Annotated in this window: 25 protein-coding genes; 12 read left to right on the top strand and 13 right to left on the bottom strand. The window is 37.1% G+C overall.

Going from position 1 to position 18,901, the window contains the following annotated elements; translation table 11 throughout:
* The first annotated feature begins 54 nt into the window (after positions 1 to 54).
* From BBH88_RS18490 to BBH88_RS18510, 4 genes are all read left to right on the top strand, one after another.
* Positions 55 to 372: an AbrB/MazE/SpoVT family DNA-binding domain-containing protein gene (locus BBH88_RS18490; RefSeq protein WP_065537427.1), complete on the top strand. Its 318-nt coding sequence runs from the start codon at positions 55 to 57 to the stop codon at positions 370 to 372.
* 13 nt (positions 373 to 385) lie between these two features.
* On the top strand, positions 386 to 706 hold the full coding sequence (locus tag BBH88_RS18495) for a type II toxin-antitoxin system RelE/ParE family toxin (protein ID WP_065537428.1): 321 nt from the start codon (positions 386 to 388) through the stop codon (positions 704 to 706).
* A 601-nt stretch (positions 707 to 1,307) separates the two neighbouring features.
* Positions 1,308 to 1,625: an AbrB/MazE/SpoVT family DNA-binding domain-containing protein gene (locus BBH88_RS18505; protein ID WP_065537430.1), complete on the top strand. Its 318-nt coding sequence runs from the start codon at positions 1,308 to 1,310 to the stop codon at positions 1,623 to 1,625.
* A gap of 13 nt (positions 1,626 to 1,638) precedes the next feature.
* Complete coding sequence (locus BBH88_RS18510; RefSeq protein ID WP_065537431.1) at positions 1,639 to 1,914, top strand: type II toxin-antitoxin system RelE/ParE family toxin; 276 nt, start codon at positions 1,639 to 1,641, stop codon at positions 1,912 to 1,914.
* A 98-nt stretch (positions 1,915 to 2,012) separates the two neighbouring features.
* On the opposite strand, the gene BBH88_RS18515 is transcribed toward BBH88_RS18510, so the two are convergent.
* Both BBH88_RS18515 and BBH88_RS18520 read right to left on the bottom strand, forming a co-directional pair.
* Positions 2,013 to 2,339 (bottom strand): type II toxin-antitoxin system RelE/ParE family toxin, encoded by a 327-nt coding sequence (locus BBH88_RS18515; RefSeq protein ID WP_065537432.1) that lies wholly within the window; start codon positions 2,337 to 2,339, stop codon positions 2,013 to 2,015.
* Positions 2,320 to 2,724 carry an AbrB/MazE/SpoVT family DNA-binding domain-containing protein gene (locus BBH88_RS18520; protein WP_083387829.1) on the bottom strand — a complete coding sequence of 135 codons (405 nt, stop codon included), beginning with the start codon at positions 2,722 to 2,724 and terminating at the stop codon, positions 2,320 to 2,322. The genes BBH88_RS18515 and BBH88_RS18520 overlap by 20 nt, the downstream gene beginning before the upstream one ends.
* A gap of 530 nt (positions 2,725 to 3,254) precedes the next feature.
* Between BBH88_RS18520 and BBH88_RS18525 the strand changes: the two genes are divergently transcribed.
* Positions 3,255 to 3,758, top strand: coding sequence for a hypothetical protein (locus BBH88_RS18525; RefSeq protein WP_065537433.1), 504 nt, complete (start codon positions 3,255 to 3,257; stop codon positions 3,756 to 3,758).
* 145 nt (positions 3,759 to 3,903) lie between these two features.
* Here BBH88_RS18525 and BBH88_RS19320 read toward each other — a convergent pair whose 3' ends face one another.
* Positions 3,904 to 4,074, bottom strand: a complete 171-nt coding sequence (locus tag BBH88_RS19320; RefSeq protein ID WP_154669220.1) for a hypothetical protein — start codon at positions 4,072 to 4,074, stop codon at positions 3,904 to 3,906.
* 78 nt (positions 4,075 to 4,152) lie between these two features.
* A complete protein-coding gene (locus BBH88_RS18530) occupies positions 4,153 to 4,710 on the bottom strand; it encodes a MerR family transcriptional regulator (RefSeq protein ID WP_065537434.1) in 558 nt (185 codons plus the stop codon).
* A gap of 208 nt (positions 4,711 to 4,918) precedes the next feature.
* Here BBH88_RS18530 and BBH88_RS18535 point away from each other — a divergent pair, with 208 nt between their 5' ends.
* From BBH88_RS18535 to BBH88_RS18545, 3 genes are all read left to right on the top strand, one after another.
* Entirely contained in the window at positions 4,919 to 5,122 is a 204-nt protein-coding gene (locus BBH88_RS18535) for a hypothetical protein (RefSeq protein WP_065537415.1), read from the top strand.
* Between the two features lie 52 nt (positions 5,123 to 5,174).
* Positions 5,175 to 5,408 (top strand): DUF3953 domain-containing protein, encoded by a 234-nt coding sequence (locus tag BBH88_RS18540; protein ID WP_065537441.1) that lies wholly within the window; start codon positions 5,175 to 5,177, stop codon positions 5,406 to 5,408.
* A gap of 222 nt (positions 5,409 to 5,630) precedes the next feature.
* Complete coding sequence (locus BBH88_RS18545) at positions 5,631 to 5,888, top strand: YesK family protein (RefSeq protein ID WP_065537416.1); 258 nt, start codon at positions 5,631 to 5,633, stop codon at positions 5,886 to 5,888.
* A gap of 1,345 nt (positions 5,889 to 7,233) precedes the next feature.
* Here BBH88_RS18545 and BBH88_RS18555 read toward each other — a convergent pair.
* The 4 genes from BBH88_RS18555 to BBH88_RS18575 all read right to left on the bottom strand — a co-directional run bounded on the left by BBH88_RS18555 (position 7,234) and on the right by BBH88_RS18575 (position 10,827).
* The gene (locus BBH88_RS18555) at positions 7,234 to 8,388 is read right to left on the bottom strand and encodes a replication initiation protein (RefSeq protein WP_065537418.1); all 1,155 of its coding nucleotides are present in this window, start codon (positions 8,386 to 8,388) and stop codon (positions 7,234 to 7,236) included.
* 921 nt (positions 8,389 to 9,309) lie between these two features.
* Positions 9,310 to 9,876, bottom strand: a complete 567-nt coding sequence (locus BBH88_RS18565) for a tyrosine-type recombinase/integrase (protein WP_065537420.1) — start codon at positions 9,874 to 9,876, stop codon at positions 9,310 to 9,312.
* 24 nt (positions 9,877 to 9,900) lie between these two features.
* On the bottom strand, positions 9,901 to 10,281 hold the full coding sequence (locus BBH88_RS18570; RefSeq protein ID WP_065537421.1) for a hypothetical protein: 381 nt from the start codon (positions 10,279 to 10,281) through the stop codon (positions 9,901 to 9,903).
* 306 nt (positions 10,282 to 10,587) lie between these two features.
* The gene (locus BBH88_RS18575; RefSeq protein WP_238323527.1) at positions 10,588 to 10,827 is read right to left on the bottom strand and encodes a hypothetical protein; all 240 of its coding nucleotides are present in this window, start codon (positions 10,825 to 10,827) and stop codon (positions 10,588 to 10,590) included.
* Positions 10,828 to 11,107: 280 nt separating this feature from the next.
* On the opposite strand from BBH88_RS18575, the gene BBH88_RS18580 reads away from it, so the two are divergent.
* Complete coding sequence (locus BBH88_RS18580) at positions 11,108 to 12,082, top strand: hypothetical protein (protein ID WP_065537422.1); 975 nt, start codon at positions 11,108 to 11,110, stop codon at positions 12,080 to 12,082.
* A gap of 30 nt (positions 12,083 to 12,112) precedes the next feature.
* On the opposite strand, the gene BBH88_RS18585 is transcribed toward BBH88_RS18580, so the two are convergent.
* The 3 genes from BBH88_RS18585 to BBH88_RS20075 form a co-directional block, all read right to left on the bottom strand.
* A complete protein-coding gene (locus BBH88_RS18585) occupies positions 12,113 to 12,670 on the bottom strand; it encodes a hypothetical protein (protein ID WP_065537423.1) in 558 nt (185 codons plus the stop codon).
* A gap of 274 nt (positions 12,671 to 12,944) precedes the next feature.
* Positions 12,945 to 13,250 carry a hypothetical protein gene (locus BBH88_RS18590; RefSeq protein ID WP_065537424.1) on the bottom strand — a complete coding sequence of 102 codons (306 nt, stop codon included), beginning with the start codon at positions 13,248 to 13,250 and terminating at the stop codon, positions 12,945 to 12,947.
* Positions 13,251 to 14,009: 759 nt separating this feature from the next.
* Entirely contained in the window at positions 14,010 to 14,216 is a 207-nt protein-coding gene (locus tag BBH88_RS20075) for a helix-turn-helix transcriptional regulator (RefSeq protein ID WP_407946511.1), read from the bottom strand.
* Positions 14,217 to 14,639: 423 nt separating this feature from the next.
* Between BBH88_RS20075 and BBH88_RS18600 the strand changes: the two genes are divergently transcribed.
* From BBH88_RS18600 to BBH88_RS18605, 3 genes are all read left to right on the top strand, one after another.
* Positions 14,640 to 14,942: a hypothetical protein gene (locus BBH88_RS18600; RefSeq protein WP_065537435.1), complete on the top strand. Its 303-nt coding sequence runs from the start codon at positions 14,640 to 14,642 to the stop codon at positions 14,940 to 14,942.
* Positions 14,943 to 15,141: 199 nt separating this feature from the next.
* Positions 15,142 to 15,309 (top strand): hypothetical protein, encoded by a 168-nt coding sequence (locus BBH88_RS19325; protein ID WP_154669223.1) that lies wholly within the window; start codon positions 15,142 to 15,144, stop codon positions 15,307 to 15,309.
* A 262-nt stretch (positions 15,310 to 15,571) separates the two neighbouring features.
* The gene (locus BBH88_RS18605) at positions 15,572 to 15,853 is read left to right on the top strand and encodes an AbrB/MazE/SpoVT family DNA-binding domain-containing protein (protein WP_065537436.1); all 282 of its coding nucleotides are present in this window, start codon (positions 15,572 to 15,574) and stop codon (positions 15,851 to 15,853) included.
* Between the two features lie 1,671 nt (positions 15,854 to 17,524).
* Here the strand turns inward: BBH88_RS18605 and BBH88_RS18620 are convergent.
* Both BBH88_RS18620 and BBH88_RS18625 read right to left on the bottom strand, forming a co-directional pair.
* The gene (locus BBH88_RS18620; RefSeq protein WP_065537432.1) at positions 17,525 to 17,851 is read right to left on the bottom strand and encodes a type II toxin-antitoxin system RelE/ParE family toxin; all 327 of its coding nucleotides are present in this window, start codon (positions 17,849 to 17,851) and stop codon (positions 17,525 to 17,527) included.
* Positions 17,832 to 18,236, bottom strand: a complete 405-nt coding sequence (locus BBH88_RS18625; RefSeq protein WP_083387829.1) for an AbrB/MazE/SpoVT family DNA-binding domain-containing protein — start codon at positions 18,234 to 18,236, stop codon at positions 17,832 to 17,834. The genes BBH88_RS18620 and BBH88_RS18625 overlap by 20 nt, the downstream gene beginning before the upstream one ends.
* Between the last annotated feature and the right edge of the window lie 665 nt (positions 18,237 to 18,901).

The following is an 18,901-nucleotide window of genomic DNA, read 5'->3' on the forward strand; positions in this document are numbered from 1 at the left end:
GTACGAAAGTACGATTTTATCAAAGTGATACAAAAATGAAAGGTGGTTAATCGGATGCCAAAACTTCAGGAACGTTTACCGGACAACGGCGTGGCCAAGCATGTCCGTTTGCGGAACAAAGGCCAGATAACGATTCCCAACGAAATACTGGAACAGTTAGAGTTAACCGCAAATACCAATCTCAAAGTGACCGTGGTAGACGGACGGATCGTCCTGATTCCGATGATTGAAATCGCGAAAGACCAGGCTTGGTATTGGACCGAAACGTGGCAGCAAGACGAAAAAGAAGCCCAGCAGGAGATCGACAAGGGGCAAACCAGTGGACCATTGGCCGTAGAAGATGCGCTTGCCTGGTTGGAGGAAGAGGAATGAAGGTGACCGTTGCTTGTTTGAACTAGAGATTACGAATAAATTCAAGAAATCCTATAAAAAGTTTCACAAAAATGAACAACGGGCCGTTAGCGAGACCATTAAGCTCTTGGCAGCTGCACCACCTTTTCAACCTTCCCTGAGAACCAAGCGTATTGAAGGGACGAAAGCCATTTTTGAAGCAAGTGCCAATATGGATATCCGAATATCCTGGGAATACAGCCAGACAGCTGAACAAACATTGATTTTACGGAACTGTGGACACCACGATGATTTACTAAGAAACCTTAAAAGAATAACTCATGAAGAAAGCCCTCCAGCAATGGAGGGCTTTTGAACGTAACTTATTTGCTATTAAGTTACATTCAAACTGCTAGAAATTAATGAAATCTGAGTGCCAGATATTGCACCTATTAATATTAATTAGTGTTTTTTCTAACTCAGACAAATACCGATCTACTGCTTTCAATAAAATATTGTTGGTGTCAAACTAGGTCACTTTGAGATTGAAATCAAAAGATAAAGGAGTATCAAGATTTATTGTTCATTTTTACTTTTTTGACTGCATTGAAATTGAGATAAATAGTGTATCCAACAGCTATGAACAAAAGTATAATTCCATAACCAATCTCTAGATTCAACCAATATACAGATACTATTAACGTTATGGCGACAATGAAGAGCAATTGTAGGCTTGATCGATGATACTTATTCATTGTTTTCCACCTCACTTTTCTTTTGATTATTTATATACTGGAATGACCACTAAATCTCAGAACTGAATGTAACATAATTACCATTATGTTACATTCAAAATGGATATAATCCCTCTCTATTTTAACCATTTTAATTGAATTAAGAAGAAGGAAAGTATATATTTAAGAAAGTAAGAAAGTTGGATTTTATTAAATTATACGAGATTGGAAGGGGTGTATCGAATGCCAAAACTTCAAGAACGTCCAAAGGACAACGGCGTGGCCAAGCATGTCCGTTTGCGGAACAAAGGGCAGATTACGATTCCCAACGAAATACTGGAACAGCTGGAGTTAACCGCGAATACCAATCTCAAAGTGACCGTGGTAGACGGACGGATCGTCCTGATTCCGATGATTGAAATCGCGAAAGACCAGGCTTGGTATTGGACCGAAACGTGGCAGCAAGACGAAAAAGAAGCCCAACAGGAGATCGACAAAGGGCAAACCAGTGGACCATTGGCGGTAGAAGATGCGCTTGCCTGGTTAGACGAAGAGGAATGAAGGTGACCGTTGCTTGTTTGAACTAGAAATCACGAATAAATTTAAGAAATCCTATAAAAAGTTTCACAAAAATGAGCAAAAGGCCGTCAGTGAGGCCCTTAAGCTCTTGGCAGCTGCACCACCTTTTCAACCTTCTCTGAGAACCAAGCGTATTGAGGGGACGAAATCCATCTTTGAAGCCAGTGCTAATATGGATACTCGGATTTCGTGGGAATACAGCCAGACAGCTGAACAAACGCTAATTTTGCGCAATTGTGGTCACCACGACGATTTACTAAGAAACCCTTAAAAAACAAGAAGTCATGAAGAAAGCCCTCCAGCAATGGAGGGCTTTTGAAGCTGGATAAAATCCAACAAAAAGCCATCCTAAGCAAAGGATGGCTTTTATCAGTTGCCTAGATACCGTTTTAATTCCATATAAAAATTTTCGCGTGTCCCCAGCAATACAACCAGAACCAGTTCGCCCTCTTCATTTTCTCGTAGGGCATAACACAGCTCATAATTGATGCCTCTGTGATGAAGGTCCAAGCAGGAATAGCCTTTTAAATCCCCTTTTTTCGCTTCGCCAATGGCCGGATCCTTACGGATGCTCGTAATGGCTTCGCCCATTTTCCGATAGAGGACTTGATCGGACTTCTTGATCTTTTTTAACTCTTTTCCAGCTCGTTTGCTGAGCTGAACCGGCAACAAGTCTTCACTCATCTTCTTCATCATCCTCCAGAGCGTCTAAATAGTCGTCTAAACTTCCCTGGATGACAGGCTGAGCCATCGTTTCCTGTTCCAATGCTTGCAGGGCTGTTGGAATGTGGGCTTTGATTTTCTTAAATTCTTGCAACAACTCTTGTCCAGAAAGACCTTGAGCGATTAAGTCTTGTAAAATATCTGCAGAGAAATCGACTTCTTCGAATGTGGCAGGCCGGATGATGATCTCTGTCCCTGTAAATTCCATGACGGCTTCATCGGTGAGTCCAAGAGCCAGGTAAAAATCTTTGGGGATGCTCAGTTGTCGTTGCTGCGAAACACGTACCCGTCTTTTGGCTTTTTTTCCGGGCTTCAGTCCGTGTTCAGACGCTCTTTTTTTCGGCATAGTAGCACTCATTAGTTTCACTCCTAACTTTAAAATAAAATTATTTATTAATTTATTTTAAAGTATATCACTTTCTTAGAAGGAATGAACGTTCAAAGTACTGTAAGATTCCGGCTTTTAACGACTTGCTGAAGACTGTAAAAAAGAAAAGTGAATGTAACTTAACTGCTATTAAGTTACATTCACTCCAATGAATAAATGTAATTATTTACTTACTTTATTGTAATTTGAATCTATATGTTATCGTAATATATAAATAAGATTTTTATATATCAATATCGGAGGTGATCTCAATGAAAATGAGCCACTTACTAATTACATTAATTAGTGTCGTTCTTGTTTTTATCCTGATAAGTAGTGTGCAAGACGAAATTACCTGGCCATTATTAATTCTATTATTAGTAGTGGGATTTGTAATAAACTTTTTTATCTCTTTATTATCACATAAGAAAAAAAATAGTAATTAATTTTACATTTTTGACTTTTTTTATTTAAAAAAAGTATAATTATGGTTATTACTTAGAAATAAGGAGATGATTTGGATGTTATTTGAGAAAAATAAGTTCAGTATATTTACGATTATTACTTGTTTAGTAATGATGGTTAGTATTTTATGGACACCACAGAATACTCAGGCTGCTAGTTTAAATGTGGATGAGGTAGCTAGGATTACTTCGGAATATCTTGTATTGAATGAAAAAGATGGCACAGTAATTATCGAAAGAGAAGTAGAATTGGAATCTCGAATTGGTAAAGAATATTTTAATGAGTTAGTACAAACCTTAGAAAAACTTAATGAAGTTTTAGCAAGTCCAGAAGGTGAGGAGTACAAAAAAGAAATAATAGAAGAAGCAAACTCGAATGTTGTGTCGATGGCCAGAATAAGTGGCTGTGGGGCTGCAACCCTTGCTGGTTTTGCACATACTGGAGCCTTTACTGGGCTTATGACAGTTGCAGGTGTTAGTGGTCCAGCAGGATGGGCCTTAGGTACTGCTGTTGGCGGGGTATGGCTAGCAGGGAGTGTGGCAGCTGGTTGTTTAAAATAATTTATAGATTAAATACTGAGACTTATAATCAAAAGCCCTCCAGCAATGGAGGGCTTTTGAATGTAACTTACTTCACAAAAAGTTACATTCACTTATAGATAAACCAACTGATGCTAAATAAGTCTTATTTTAATTCTGAATTTGTTTATGCTCTTTTTGATTTAGATCCTATGAATAATTTTCCAACAAATACAATCAGTATAATGCCAATAAGTGTAATCCATTTTATTTCTCCAAAGAGAATAGGGAGCAAAATAACTGATACTAAAAATGTTACTAATGCCACTGTAAGTGCATCTTTTAAGCGCTTATCCATTAAGATTCCCCTTTCATTAATATCACAATATATTTGGAAGTGAATGTAACTTAACTGCACATAAGTTACATTCAAAACCTAGTCTTTGTCCCAAAACTTCCACTTGGATTTTGCCGGGACTTTTTTCAATTCGTCCAGATCGGTTTGCAGCTGTTGGACGATGGCCAACAATTGTTCTTCCCGTTCCTGGCTCTTTTTCAATTCGGTTTTCATGTCCTCAAGCACTTCTGTGTGGTCTACCGGATCCGTTAATTGTTGTTTTGGCTGCTGTTCCATAAGTTGCTGCAGCTCGTTGATTTTTTGGTTCTGACCTATTAGTAATTCAACAATTTGGTTGAGAGACTGTGGAGCAACCACTAAATCCGTGTCTAGACGCTTTACTTCTCCCCCGAACCGTTCCAAGAGGTTGGTTTCCACTTCTTCAAAGTCCGTCCGCTTGATTCCTTTTGCTCGCTGAGCTTGAATCGTCTGGGCAATCAGCTGGATGCGCTCTACTTGTTCTTCCGTATAAACCCGTTGTTGATTCTGTCTAGGGTCTTTCACGACCTCTCCTAGCCAATCCCGTTTTTCCCATTCCCGGAGTTGATGGGCTTCAAGATTCAGTTCTTTTACGAGCCGACTAATCGTAATTCGCATTTTTTCACCCCTTAAATTTAGCTTAAATTGATTTTAAATGTAGCTTTATTTTATGCTTCTTTTAGGCTGAAAGATACCGGTTTAAAGAGATTTTCAGAACAAATAAAAGAAAACACTATTCTCTAGTATCTTTTTAGTTCTTCTAAAAATGGGAATTTAAGTTAAACTTTAGTTATTACCAAAAAAAAAGAAAAAGGAGGAAACAATCGTGTCGAAAATAAACGGTAAAAATGGTTTGCTGATCGTTATGAGTATTTTGTTGCTGGCTTTTGTTCTAGTTATTACTTCCAGCTATTTTAATACCAAACAAATTGATTCTTTAAGCACACAGTGTTCAGAAAATGGTGGGAACACCGAGTTAGAAATCCATAGCGCTCTTTTCGCTAGCTATTCGTTTGAATGCAAAAGATAGGAGCCAAAAAATTATGTGAAAATGAAAAAGAGCAAAAGGAAGGATGAGTTTCTTGTTAACGATTTTACATATCTTGCTTGCAGTACTTACGTTGGGGTTGGCTCTTTTTGCATTATTGACACAGAATTTTGATTACCAATACTATACGCTTCTCTCCCTGGGTTTGATGATACTAGTAATGGGCATCAAAGAACTTCGGAAAGAGAAAAAAATATTCGCCTATCTTATAATTTTAGTAGCAGCTTATATCTTATTTGTTGCGGGTGAACTGCTCTTAACATCTTAAAGTCCAGAAGTCTTTTTAAAAATAAGTGAACAAGTTTACATATCACAGGTTATCGGAAGACGATCAACATCAAACGAACCTGTTCATCAGCTTTAAAATGATTTGAACTTAGCGATAACCATTGGCCCGTCTCCCCTGATCCACAGACTGAGAAGAATAAAAAACAGGCAAAAAGACAAATGATATACTAAAGAAAATTCTTTAGCTTAAGGAGTTTTCAAAATGGATTTAATTATCATAGGTACTATAATTAGTTTGTTTTTAGTCGTTTTTTCTTGGATTTTCTATAAAAGAAACTCTCCGTTCCAATACATTATCCCCTTAGTTTTTGCCATTTTAAGTATCATCGTTATTATTTGGAGCTTGGATATCGGTGGCTGGGACGGAATGGGATTAGGTGTTATTGGTCTCGTATTCCTTGGAGCTTCTATTATCGTCTTGCTTATTATTTCTGTATTGAATTTTATAAAAGCAAATTAAACTTTTCTCCACTCTCTGATCCGTTAGGGTCGGACATTTTTTATTTATTTTCAAATATTTTTGAGACAACTGATTTTTCTTTTTAAAGAAAATAAGCATTCAAAAGTAAGACATTGAATGCGAGTGCCCATTTACACGCAGTGATTTTTTTCAAAAATAACAGCGCCGTTTTGGTTTCCTGCAGGGGCTTAAATTAAACCGGAAAGTTCACGGACCAAGAAAAAAACAGCGAAAGAGCATAAGGAAAACGTGCTTGCAATTTCATTGCCAGACTAGGCAGAGCCTCGTGTTTGAGTGATACCACTATTTTTTCGTTTTGGTACAGTTTTGTACCACATTTAAAAGTGTTTGGTACACTTCTGTACCACTTTTCACATGAAAACTGGCGTCATGTTGTGAACTATTTTTGCTTTTCGAAGACTCGGTTCGTACAAAAAAAGAAGAAGGACGAACTCTTTTATGTTCTGCAGCCAACATCAAAAAGGATAAAAAATTTCATCTCTTGATGAGATCGGCGTAGCTGAAAATGAAAATACCTGACAGAAAAAGTTCATTTTTTAGGGATTCGATCCATCTTTTGTTTCTTTTTTTGATACAACATGCTCCCAAAAAGCGACTAGTTTTTGCCAAACCGCGAACAGAAAATGGAACAAAAGAAAGACGGAAATCGATTCTTTCGGAAGAGGTTTCCCGTTTTTTTTCATCGGAAAACAGCTCGTTTTTTTCATGCAGCAGCTTCTCTTTTTGTTTTTTTCGTTCAAGATCCAAGGATAAAACGGCGGAAGAACTTCCTTTCTTTTTCTTGAAACGGTTTCTTTTTCGGTGAAATTCCTTTTTTTTGTATGCCTCAAACCTGAGGCATGATTGAAATAACGTGCCTCAACTCTGAGGCAAATAGCAAAAACCTCTCTAAAAGCGAAGGAATTTACCCGAATAACGTGCCTCAATTCTGAGGCATTTCCCAAATTGGCTGCCTCAAATCTGAGGCAAATAGACAAAAAGACGTCCCCATGAAAACACTAGGCTCCGCCTAGTACCCCAATGAAGTTGGGGTCAGTTTTCCCTTATGCTCTTCCTCCCTCTTTTGGTAATTCCGTTCCAAATCCCTTCCAATTTTACAATCCGATAGGAAACCCATGAGAGACGCGCTTTTTTCTGAAAGAAAATAGGTGCGTATAAATGGGCACTCGCCGTGAACTTGTCCGTGTTATTTTCTCAAACGGGATTCCAAAACGAGTGGCCAAAAAAAAAGAACAAACCATCCAAACACACAAAAAAAGAGAACGAAAAAATCCCAACCGGGCTTTCTGTTTCCAGAAAAAATCCGATTGGAATGTTGAATTTGTTATGAGGTGGGCAGATTTTTTTTTGTTTGCTTTCCTTTTTTTTCGGCCAATTTTTTCAGCACTTGCTCTTTCTCTTTGGCGAGTTCGGGATTCGGTTCGGCAGCTTCTTGGGGTTCGTTTCTGGACGTGAACCAGTCCGGCAGTTTCTCTTGCCGTCCGGTTGGGCGTTCCTTCATCGGCTGCAAATCGGCGAACGTAATGTGTCCTCCAGTTTCATGGATCTCCCAGGCAGAAGTGATTTTGGATTTGATGAACCCTAAAGGGTTTTTGACGCTTTTTTCTTCGTTAACATAGCGAATTAGCATTTCCAATTCTAATTCCGCTTGATCGGAGAAAATAACTAACGCTCCCTGATACAATTGACTGAAATAAATATTGTCGAATTGATAACCATTTGCCAACGCATTTAAACGATAACGAATTTCCTCGTTATCCGCTTGTTCAGATACCCGTTTTGATTCAGGTAATTTAATTTCTTTTTCGACTGAACGCTTTATCGAAAACTCTATTTTTTCAACTCTACGACCTTTTTTGATTTCCTTGTACTCCACAAAAAGATCAGTGTGCTCATTCAATTCATCAATCGAAGGTAATAAAATTTTATTTTTAAAATTACCGTAAAGTGAATATGCCTTGCTATTGGAACCCATTTTTTCTCTAAGAGAATCCACTGGACATTCCCATTTTCCAAGATGCTGCCATTTTTTCATCAGTTCATAGAGTCGTATAGTATAGCCACTTTTCAAAGATAATATATTGCTCAATCTGTAAGAAGTAAAGGCAGTTTTCAACTGTAATAAGTAAGGTTTAAGATACGGGGAAAATGATAATTCAATCGTTCCTTCTCCTTCTATATAACGCTGACTTGCTACCCAATTGGTTGTAACAAATCCTTTTTCATCAGGGATAAAAAGAGTTTTTTCTTGTAACCTCAAAGCGACCTCTTTAATTTCTTCATATTTTGCATGACCTTTCAGACCCAGCATTTCGCTAAATTCATGAATTGAAATACTGTATTCTTTGAAATCTTTATCATCCGGCTGAATCATGGAGACCATAGTAAGAATAATTTTTTGTTCTCTTGCTGATAAAGTCTTTACATGCCTAGCTTCAATTAGTTTATTTGATTGAGTAACCATATGTTTTTCGTTCATTTCTCTCTCTCCCTTCAATTAAATATTACCTTTATTTTTTTTTAATAAATTAAATATTACTTTTAAATTTAAAGTAATAGTAAATAATATAATATCAATAAAAAACATTGTTGCAAAGCTATTATTATAAATTATATGATTAAGTAATAGTTAAACCCGAAAAGGTAATAGTTAAACCCGAAAAGGTAATAGTTAGAACCCGAAAAGGTAATAGTTAAACCCGAAAAGGTAATAGTTAAACCCGAAAAGGTAATAGTTAGAGTGAAAAAAACCAGTCATACCAAGGGCTCAGAGCCTCCCTAAAACAGTTAAAACAATTAAAACAAAGTAATTAAAAACACCAACAACACACGCGCAGGCGCGCAAGGAAGTTGGTGGTGGGGAATAAATGGGACCGAAAATGTGATAGTTCAAAAAACAGAAGAAAAACCCTTTCTAGAAAAGGACAGGTCTTTCTCCGTGTTCAAGTATTCGTTAAACGCTCAAAAACCACTCTAGAAACGTTTGTAAGGGGAAAATCGAATATACCCAAACCTATCGAGCTAAAAGGCCTTAAAACCCCCTCAAATGGATTTTTTCACCAATCTTTTTTTGATTGTGATCCAACTGCTGTTTTAACGTTTCTTTAATTTCCCTTTTAGTCTTAAACTGTAGTGGATTATCCAAAATACCAATGGAGTTAATAATGCATAAAATTTATGTTGCTCAGGTAACAAAAAAACTAAAACTAAAAATAGAATAACTGCTGATATAAGTAATATATAATCCCTTTTTTTATTCATTTAGGTTCTCTTGTTTCCTTTTTCGAATTCGCTTAAAAACAAAGGTGCTGATTGCTAATACCAATAGATTGACTCTGTTTTTATTTTCGTTGTGCATCTTTGATTTCTCCCTTCCCCATGCCTTAAAAAATACGTTCGTTTACAATCGAAATGTTTTCAAATTGCTTTCGATTTGCTCGTCCGTGATGCCAATGTAACGCAAGGTAATTTGCGGATGGGCATGATTCAAGATATTCTGCAGCTCGGCAATGTCTTTAAACTGCTTGTAATGCCAATAGCCAAATGTTTTGCGCAATGTATGCGTACCGATGCCCATGGAGATATCGACCATCTGTGCGGCTTTCTGAAGCTGTCTGTAGGCTTGAACGCGTGTAATCGGTCCAATTCCCTTCCGACTTGGAAAAAGCCACTGAGCGCCCTCTAACGTGCGAATATAGGCATCTAGTTCGTCGTAGATGTTGCCGAGGTGAATGGTTCGGCGTTTGCCGGTTTTGCCTTCCCGTAACGACACCACGTGCTTGCCCTGAATCTCGCTGGTTTTGATGGCTAACAGATCCCCAACCCGCAGCCCGGAATTGATGCCGAGAAGAAACAGGATGTAGTCCCGTTCGCCGCACCACTTCTTCAGGCTCCATTTCATGTCTTCGATCCGGTCCAGTGACCGGATCGGCTGGACGTCTTTAATTTCACGCTGCTTATTTCGCATGGTTCGCACCTCTTTCAAGACTTCTTATTGGTCAAAGGGCAGACGTGGATCTTCGTCTTTGTAAATGGAATACATGGTTCCAGCGCTTTTCATGGCAGAACAGTCCGTATCAGCACAAGCAAAAATATGGGTTTGTGTATCCGTGTAAACATTTACACCAAAGTAATAGGGAAATGCGCCACCTTTTGACGTGTCCATGCCTCTGTCGATTGCAATGATTTTCTCCTTGCCGGCAATCGTTTGGTAATCCGTGCTTTCCACCGTTTTCAGGACCATTTCGCTTAACGCGATTTCTTCCTCCGCTGTCGGTTGGGTTCCTCGTTTAACGAGAAGCCAATCCCCGAACACAAATAAATTAACACCTAAACTAACAATCACTAATCCTACCAGCAACTTCTTTTTCATAAATGCTTTTCCCCTTTATGGTCGTTTCTGTTTTCTCACAATGAATTGTTGTAAAGTTTGTGTTTAATTGGGTAAATACCGTATGTAGCGAACTACTCAAGGCATTTCGATCAAAAGAAAAAGAGCGCCGTCAACTAAAAACGAGCCCAGTAGAATCAAGGATTTGAATGTATCTTTTTTTCTAGTAAAATCAGTTTCGCTGGTTTTTCTTAGGAAGTCAATGGAATCGGGGATTTGAATGTAACATAATTAGTATTAAGTTACATTCAAATTTAACAAAAAGTCTCAAAAAATGATTCGTAAAAGTTAGTAACTCGGAGAGTAGATCCTGCCGGTATCCGTATCCAAGACAAAATCAACTTCTATATCCGCTGAATACGGAATTTGATCAAAGTTATGAAGCCGGCAAAACACATTGGCAAAGTCACGAGTCTCAAAAGTTAATTGGTCTGCTTGTCGATACATCTGCCTCAATTGCTGCTTGGAACATTTTTTACCGGTCAATAAGGCTTGGTTGAAGTAACCGTCAATTTCAATAATCATCATGATCACGGCTGGTTGCTAACCAGCTATATAGCTTAAATTTTCATTACTTTCCTTTTTCCTATGTTACTAGAATTAAGATAAATCAAGTACTTCGAATGTAACTTAATTGCTATTAAGTTACATTCATTTTCATAGTAAATAAGTTATTTTGAAAGTAGATATTTCAATTTACAAAATAATACTTTTTTAGTCAAAAATGTATTATTTACAAAATTTTTTATTAGATATATTGTAAAAAAGTACTATATAAATCAGGGAATTAGAAGGGGGAAAGAGAAAGATGAAGAAATTTTATTTAAATGCAATAGCTATAGTCTTTATGCTTAGTTTTTTAGGTGTAAACACTACTTTTGCCGAAGAACCTATTACTGAGACAGAGGATGTTTTTTTCGAGGAGCTTGTTACACCGGTAAGTCTTAGTTTAACAAATAAAAATGAGTTAAGAGATTTAGGTTTTACTGAAGAAGAATTGACTACCATGACTAACGATGAATTCGGAAAATACAAAGAATTAGATGGAGAACTTACTCAAAAAACTAATCATTTTTATGAAGTTACTACAGATTTATACGAAAGAACCACGGTATTAGAAATCACTGAAAAAGAAGCATTAGATAGAGTTGGGCCACTTGTTAACACAACGCCAACTACTGTGATTCCACCAAGTCTTGGTGGAATCACAGTAGTTAAACCGCCAATCTCTACTATGTCTATTCAGCCTACTACATCCACCACGTCTACTTCTTCCACAAGTAGTACGGTCAAAACTAGTTGGTTTAAAATGACTACTACGTCATCAAAGCTCTCTAATGGAAATGTACTATTAAAGAATTCATTTGTTTGGTTAAAGAGCCCTAATGCTCAATTTACAGATGTAGTTGGAATCACTCATTCTGCAAGTGCTGTTAAGGTTCCTGGAACTGAAGGATTTTCTTACAAATATACTGACGGCAAAGGCGTTCATACTTTAGGTTCTAAAAGTACAAGCAGAAATAGTTATGGGATAGCAAAAAAGTTTAATTTGAAAGCAATTGGTACAAATATTCCTCCATATAACCATAATGGATATATATCTGTTCAAGTTAAAAAAGGTAATAAAAATGACATTAGAGCGAATGCTTATGGTCATTATACTCATTTAACTGCTGGATTTACTGGTACTGCTTCTATTGGTTTGACACCTGGTAGTATGTCAGTAGGCTGGGGAGCAAAAGAATCAAGAATGCCTAATACAATGATTTTATTTAACTACTAGAAAATCTGCTGTCTTTTTCTGCCTATTATGCTATTCACTTAATGGAGCAATTATATTTTGGCCTTCGTCATAAAGCGTTACATTAGGAAGAAAAGTTGACTTTAAATCACTTGGCAGTTTTTCATATACTAAAAAAGTTTCGTCTTTAGAAACAGTAGATGTAAAACTAAAATTTTCTTCTGCAGATTCAGCAATTATATGATCAATTTGTAAGTCTGGGTTTTTTCCAACTAGGATTCCATACATCCCTTTATTCGTTTTGAGATCCTGGTAAGAAGCAATGTTAGTCCCCCATCCAGATTGTTCAATTTTGTACTTCCCATTCCATCCTTTAAGCAAATGAGTATAACCAATATTTTTATCTGCTGTTTCAAATAATGCGATATAAGAATTGGTATCATCGATTTGAGTTACTTTTAAGATATCAAATTTTATTTCTTTTTCATTTCCTTTATTGTGCCATTCCATCAAATTAGCCTCGATGGATGCCCTTTCATCTTCAATAGAATATTGATTAAAATAAAATAAAGTATAACCAAAACCAATAACCATAATGAATAAAATAACATACAACACTTTTTTTCTCACTTTTTTCGCCCCTTCATCATAAAAAGTATCTTCAATTATCTGGTAATAGCTAATATTATATCAAGTATTATCAAGTAAAGTTCAGTTTTCAAAAATTTTCAATTTGGAATTTTACATATCCCCTTTTTGCTCATTGGAGCCTCCCAAATGCCTGAAAAATAAATAGAAACTTGCTGTATATTTTTACTGTGAAATCCAGTTATGAATGTAACTTAATTACTATTAAGTTACATTCAGTTGAAGTAGAAATTTTCTTAAAAGCCTGCTAACAACCTTAGAAACGTTCCCCTTTTTTTCCGAGCAAAACAGCTAATACCACAAAGATATAAGGGTAAGAGAGAAGCGTCAATTCGAGAAATCCATACCCAAATAACATTGCTGTCGCCTGTTCATCCGAATAATAACCAGCGCCAACCATATAAGTTCCAAGCAACAAATAACTTCCGATTGATAAAATAGTGAAAAAAAGTCCAATTATATTTAATTTGAATTTGAAGAGCGTATAAAGCAAAACAGGTACATAGATCAGCCCTAATATAAGCAAAAATCCGAAAATATATAACGGTTCAAAGACATCCATTTTCTTTTCTCCTTTCTAGCAACCTAGTTTTCTCAGGTATTTTTAGCAGCTACAAAAACCCCTGCCATTGATATTAATAACAACGACTGGGGCTTACAAAAGTTTCCATTCAAAGAGAATTGATAGATAAAATGATTCTACTTTACTGGCGGATGTGAATGTAACTTAATTAGCATTAAGTTACATTCAAAATCAATAAAACGACTACCGGTAGTCTAATAAAATTTATGTTTATTCAACTACCGGTAGTTGATTATTTTCTTACCGATTCTAGGAGAATAATGAAAAAGGGCAAGCAAGAGATTCCCTTGCCTCCCTTTTTGAACCTAGGTTCCTATGCTTTCACCTTCAATTTCTTCCTAAGTTCTTCCTAGCGTTCATGTGCCGCTAAGATTTAAGAATTAATTGAAAAGAGACAAGCTCAAAAACGTTAATATCCCGGAAATCACACCAAACAAAATGACGATCAAAGTTTTGAAGTAGAGATGGGTTTTTCTACTCTTGTCTCTTTCTTCGCCTGAAAGTTTTCGTCCTTCCTGGAAAGCCAAAATTTCTTTATATGTCTTTAAATCATGCTTCTTTTTAATCTTCTCGATTTTGATGGCTGCATACAGGCAGCATAAGAACAAAGCCAATGAAATAAGCAGTCCTTTTTTCCGGCTAAACTAAGCATCGGGCCAACTGAAATTACCGAGAGAAATGCGAATAGTAACATGGAGGTTGACCATTTGTTCATCTGAGCATTTTGAATTTCATTTTTCATGATCTCGACATCCCTTTGACTAAATCGTCTAAGGATACGGCAAAAAGAACACTCATCAGCAGCAAATTGTGGATGTCCGGATAGCTTCGTTCATTTTCCCAATTGGAAATGGTTTGTCGTGAGATATAAAGTTTTTCCGCTAATTCTTCTTGGGAAAGCTGTTCTCTGGTTCGGTATTTTTTAATTTGTTTGCTGAGGTTCATTTTACTCGCTCCTTCTAATTCGAGAGTAGTTAAAAAATGATGGGGGTGCTATCAAAACTTTTTATCATCAAGTGATTTGACCGTGTCAAAGATCTTTATCATGCCTATCAATCCTACTACACGAAGGGATCGGCACAACATCTGTAATTTTACTCCTTTGTTATTTTCTCTTTATTCTTCCCTCGTTTAGCCCACAAGAAAGTCCGAATTACGATCAAAATACAGCAATTTTAAAGGTTTTTTCAGAGTTAAGAAGGCAGAGAAAGTTAAAAGAAAAGTAGCTTTTTGTGTTTTTGTTTGATAATTCACTTAAATTCCCTGGTTCTTTTATTCCTTTTTAAGTAAAAAATGTTATTTAAAGTGGAAGACGGGAACGTATTTCATAAGATCGAAAATAACATTATTACAGGAAGGGGTTTTTTTATGAAATCTATGAATGTAAATCAGGTACCTTTTTCGATTCAAAAACTTTTAGTGGTAACAGTGGCTTTCTTAATGGTTTTTAGCTTTGCTTTTTCCTCCGTTGGACAAGCCCAGGCGATTGAGAATGACAACGAACGAATTACGAATGCTCTTGAAGATACATTGGCATATGAAAATGACGCATATATTTTTGACCGTGAACGAGCAATTGACAATGGATTAACGGTAGAAGAAGCGAATATACTTGAAGAAAGTATAAGTGAAAATACAGATCAGGTAGGTGTATTGATCTTCCGGTTCTAGCGATTCCTCCTGCAGTTGCAGCCGTAGCGAAAGCAGCAGCAGCTGGTGGTGCAGCAGTTGTAGCAGGTGCCTTTATGCTTGATGTTTACAACACAAGTACGTATACAGCGTGTCAGAATTTTTATGGACAAAATGGCGTGATGATAATTTCTGTGAAGCGACGGACATATAGATTAGAATGGAAAGTGGAGGTGTTACGATGAACAACAGTCATTTTTCTGCAGTTGAACGAATAGAAACCATGCTTACCGAAGTTTCATTTCTGAAATTGATATTGGTTGTTGTCCCTGTCTCTATGGCCGGAACGTTACTGTATGCGGTCTCCAGTGATTTCTTTGCTACACTGACGTACACTTTTTTTAGATAAAGACCTCTCAGCAACAAAATAAAAGAGTGGATCCCACCTTCTCGAAAGACAGGGTTCTACAGATTAAAAGCCGCATCCTGTAAAGGATACGGCTTTTTTTCTTTCGATAAAGGAATTCATTAGTTTTTCGTTTGATCGTTGAAAAGTGAAGGGAGACATAGGCTACATTTTAATTGAGTTAGAAAGGAAAAAGTATATATTTAAGAAAGTACGAAAGTACGATTTTATCAAAGTGATACAAAAATGAAAGGTGGTTAATCGGATGCCAAAACTTCAGGAACGTTTACCGGACAACGGCGTGGCCAAGCATGTCCGTTTGCGGAACAAAGGCCAGATAACGATTCCCAACGAAATACTGGAACAGTTAGAGTTAACCGCAAATACCAATCTCAAAGTGACCGTGGTAGACGGACGGATCGTCCTGATTCCGATGATTGAAATCGCGAAAGACCAGGCTTGGTATTGGACCGAAACGTGGCAGCAAGACGAAAAAGAAGCCCAGCAGGAGATCGACAAGGGGCAAACAGTGGACCATTGGCCGTAGAAGATGCGCTTGCCTGGTTGGAGGAAGAGGAATGAAGGTGACCGTTGCTTGTTTGAACTAGAGATTACGAATAAATTCAAGAAATCCTATAAAAAGTTTCACAAAAATGAACAACGGGCGTTAGCGAGACCATTAAGCTCTTGGCAGCTGCACCACCTTTTCAACCTTCCCTGAGAACCAAGCGTATTGAAGGGACGAAAGCCATTTTTGAAGCAAGTGCCAATATGGATATCCGAATATCCTGGGAATACAGCCAGACAGCTGAACAAACATTGATTTTACGGAACTGTGGACACCACGATGATTTACTAAGAAACCCTTAAAAGAATAACTCATGAAGAAAGCCCTCCAGCAATGGAGGGCTTTTGAACGTAACTTATTTGCTATTAAGTTACATTCAAACTGCTAGAAATTAATGAAATCTGAGTGCCAGATATTGCACCTATTAATATTAATTAGTGTTTTTTCTAACTCAGACAAATACCGATCTACTGCTTTCAATAAAATATTGTTGGTGTCAAACTAGGTCACTTTGAGATTGAAATCAAAAGATAAAGGAGTATCAAGATTTATTGTTCATTTTTACTTTTTTGACTGCATTGAAATTGAGATAAATAGTGTATCCAACAGCTATGAACAAAAGTATAATTCCATAACCAATCTCTAGATTCAACCAATATACAGATACTATTAACGTTATGGCGACAATGAAGAGCAATTGTAGGCTTGATCGATGATACTTATTCATTGTTTTCCACCTCACTTTTCTTTTGATTATTTATATACTGGAATGACCACTAAATCTCAGAACTGAATGTAACATAATTACCATTATGTTACATTCAAAATGGATATAATCCCTCTCTATTTTAACCATTTTAATTGAATTAAGAAGAAGGAAAGTATATATTTAAGAAAGTAAGAAAGTTGGATTTATTAAATTATACGAGATTGGAAGGGGTGTATCGAATGCCAAAAACTTCAAGAACGTCCAAAGGACAACGGCGTGGCCAAGCATGTCCGTTTGCGGAACAAAGGGCAGATTACGATTCCCAACGAAATACTGAACAGCTGGAGTAACCGCGAATACCAATCTCAAAGTGACCGTGGTAGACGGACGGATCGTCCTGATTCCGATGATTGAAATCGCGAAAGACCAGCTTGGTATTGGACCGAAACGTGGCAGCAAGACGAAAAAGAAGCCCAACAGGAGATCGACAAAGGGCAAACCAGTGGACCATTGGCGGTAGAAGATGCGCTTGCCTGGTTAGACGAAGAGGAATGAAGGTGACCGTTGCTTGTTTGAACTAGAAATCACGAATAAATTTAAGAAATCCTATAAAAAAGTTTCACAAAAATGAGCAAAAGGCCGTCAGTGAGGCCCTTAAGCTCTTGGCAGCTGCACCACCTTTTCAACCTTCTCTGAGAACCAAGCGTATTGAGGGGACGAAATCCATCTTTGAAGCCAGTGCTAATATGGATACTCGGATTTCGTGGGAATACAGCCAGACAGCTGAACAAACGCTAATTTTGCGCAATTGTGGTCACCACGACGATTTACTAAGAAACCCTTAAAAAACAAGAATCATGAAGAAAGCCCTCCAGCAATGGAGGCTTTTGAAGCTGGATAAAATCCAACAAAAAGCCATCCTAAGCAAAGGATGGCTTTTATCAGTTGCCTAGATACCGTTTTAATTCCATATAAAAATTTTCGCGTGTCCCCAGCAATACAACCAGAACCAGTTCGCCCTCTTCATTTTCTCGTAGGGCATAACACAGCTCATAATTGATGCCTCTGTGATGAAGGTCCAAGCAGGAATAGCCTTTTAAATCCCCTTTTTTCGCTTCGCCAATGGCCGGATCCTTACGGATGCTCGTAATGGCTTCGCCCATTTTCCGATAGAGGACTTGATCGGACTTCTTGATCTTTTTTAACTCTTTTCCAGCTCGTTTGCTGAGCTGAACCGGCAACAAGTCTTCACTCATCTTCTTCATCATCCTCCAGAGCGTCTAAATAGTCGTCTAAACTTCCCTGGATGACAGGCTGAGCCATCGTTTCCTGTTCCAATGCTTGCAGGGCTGTTGGAATGTGGGCTTTGATTTTCTTAAATTCTTGCAACAACTCTTGTCCAGAAAGACCTTGAGCGATTAAGTCTTGTAAAATATCTGCAGAGAAATCGACTTCTTCGAATGTGGCAGGCCGGATGATGATCTCTGTCCCTGTAAATTCCATGACGGCTTCATCGGTGAGTCCAAGAGCCAGGTAAAAATCTTTGGGGATGCTCAGTTGTCGTTGCTGCGAAACACGTACCCGTCTTTTGGCTTTTTTTCCGGGCTTCAGTCCGTGTTCAGACGCTCTTTTTTTCGGCATAGTAGCACTCATTAGTTTCACTCCTAACTTTAAAATAAAATTATTTATTAATTTATTTTAAAGTATATCACTTTCTTAGAAGGAATGAACGTTCAAAGTACTGTAAGATTCCGGCTTTTAACGACTTGCTGAAGACTGTAAAAAAGAAAAGTGAATGTAACTTAACTGCTATTAAGTTACATTCACTCCAATGAATAAATGTAATTATTTACTTACTTTATTGTAATTTGAATCTATATGTTATCGTAATATATAAATAAGATTTTTATATATCAATATCGGAGGTGATCTCAATGAAAATGAGCCACTTACTAATTACATTAATTAGTGTCGTTCTTGTTTTTATCCTGATAAGTAGTGTGCAAGACGAAATTACCTGGCCATTATTAATTCTATTATTAGTAGTGGGATTTGTAATAAACTTTTTTATCTCTTTATTATCACATAAGAAAAAAAATAGTAATTAATTTTACATTTTTGACTTTTTTTATTTAAAAAAAGTATAATTATGGTTATTACTTAGAAATAAGGAGATGATTGGATGTTATTTGAGAAAAATAAGTTCAGTATATTTACGATTATTACTTGTTTAGTAATGATGGTTAGTATTTATGGACACCACAGAATACTCAGGCTGCTAGTTTAAATGTGGATGAGGTAGCTAGGATTACTTCGGA

The sequence above is a fragment of the Planococcus antarcticus DSM 14505 genome, assembly GCF_001687565.2.
GTDB classification, from domain to species: Bacteria; Bacillota; Bacilli; order Bacillales_A; family Planococcaceae; genus Planococcus; species Planococcus antarcticus.

Excerpts from the sequence above, each read along its gene's own strand:
- BBH88_RS18565 (WP_065537420.1), bottom strand. The coding sequence starts at position 9,876 with ATGCGAAATAAGCAGCGTGAAATTAAAGACGTCCAGCCGATCCGGTCA.
- BBH88_RS18515 (WP_065537432.1), bottom strand. The coding sequence starts at position 2,339 with ATGATGAAGAAGATGAGTGAAGACTTGTTGCCGGTTCAGCTCAGCAAA.
- BBH88_RS18530 (WP_065537434.1), bottom strand. The coding sequence starts at position 4,710 with ATGCGAATTACGATTAGTCGGCTCGTAAAAGAACTGAATCTTGAAGCC.
- BBH88_RS18505 (WP_065537430.1), top strand. The coding sequence starts at position 1,308 with ATGCCAAAACTTCAAGAACGTCCAAAGGACAACGGCGTGGCCAAGCAT.
- BBH88_RS20075 (WP_407946511.1), bottom strand. The coding sequence starts at position 14,216 with ATGAACCTCAGCAAACAAATTAAAAAATACCGAACCAGAGAACAGCTT.
- BBH88_RS18590 (WP_065537424.1), bottom strand. The coding sequence starts at position 13,250 with ATGGATGTCTTTGAACCGTTATATATTTTCGGATTTTTGCTTATATTA.
- BBH88_RS18490 (WP_065537427.1), top strand. The coding sequence starts at position 55 with ATGCCAAAACTTCAGGAACGTTTACCGGACAACGGCGTGGCCAAGCAT.
- BBH88_RS18600 (WP_065537435.1), top strand. The coding sequence starts at position 14,640 with ATGAAATCTATGAATGTAAATCAGGTACCTTTTTCGATTCAAAAACTT.
- BBH88_RS18605 (WP_065537436.1), top strand. The coding sequence starts at position 15,572 with ATGCCAAAACTTCAGGAACGTTTACCGGACAACGGCGTGGCCAAGCAT.
- BBH88_RS18625 (WP_083387829.1), bottom strand. The coding sequence starts at position 18,236 with ATGAGTGCTACTATGCCGAAAAAAAGAGCGTCTGAACACGGACTGAAG.
- BBH88_RS18520 (WP_083387829.1), bottom strand. The coding sequence starts at position 2,724 with ATGAGTGCTACTATGCCGAAAAAAAGAGCGTCTGAACACGGACTGAAG.
- BBH88_RS18580 (WP_065537422.1), top strand. The coding sequence starts at position 11,108 with ATGAAGAAATTTTATTTAAATGCAATAGCTATAGTCTTTATGCTTAGT.
- BBH88_RS18525 (WP_065537433.1), top strand. The coding sequence starts at position 3,255 with ATGTTATTTGAGAAAAATAAGTTCAGTATATTTACGATTATTACTTGT.
- BBH88_RS19320 (WP_154669220.1), bottom strand. The coding sequence starts at position 4,074 with ATGGATAAGCGCTTAAAAGATGCACTTACAGTGGCATTAGTAACATTT.
- BBH88_RS18575 (WP_238323527.1), bottom strand. The coding sequence starts at position 10,827 with ATGATGATTATTGAAATTGACGGTTACTTCAACCAAGCCTTATTGACC.
- BBH88_RS18570 (WP_065537421.1), bottom strand. The coding sequence starts at position 10,281 with ATGAAAAAGAAGTTGCTGGTAGGATTAGTGATTGTTAGTTTAGGTGTT.
- BBH88_RS18620 (WP_065537432.1), bottom strand. The coding sequence starts at position 17,851 with ATGATGAAGAAGATGAGTGAAGACTTGTTGCCGGTTCAGCTCAGCAAA.
- BBH88_RS18545 (WP_065537416.1), top strand. The coding sequence starts at position 5,631 with ATGGATTTAATTATCATAGGTACTATAATTAGTTTGTTTTTAGTCGTT.
- BBH88_RS18555 (WP_065537418.1), bottom strand. The coding sequence starts at position 8,388 with ATGAACGAAAAACATATGGTTACTCAATCAAATAAACTAATTGAAGCT.
- BBH88_RS19325 (WP_154669223.1), top strand. The coding sequence starts at position 15,142 with ATGAACAACAGTCATTTTTCTGCAGTTGAACGAATAGAAACCATGCTT.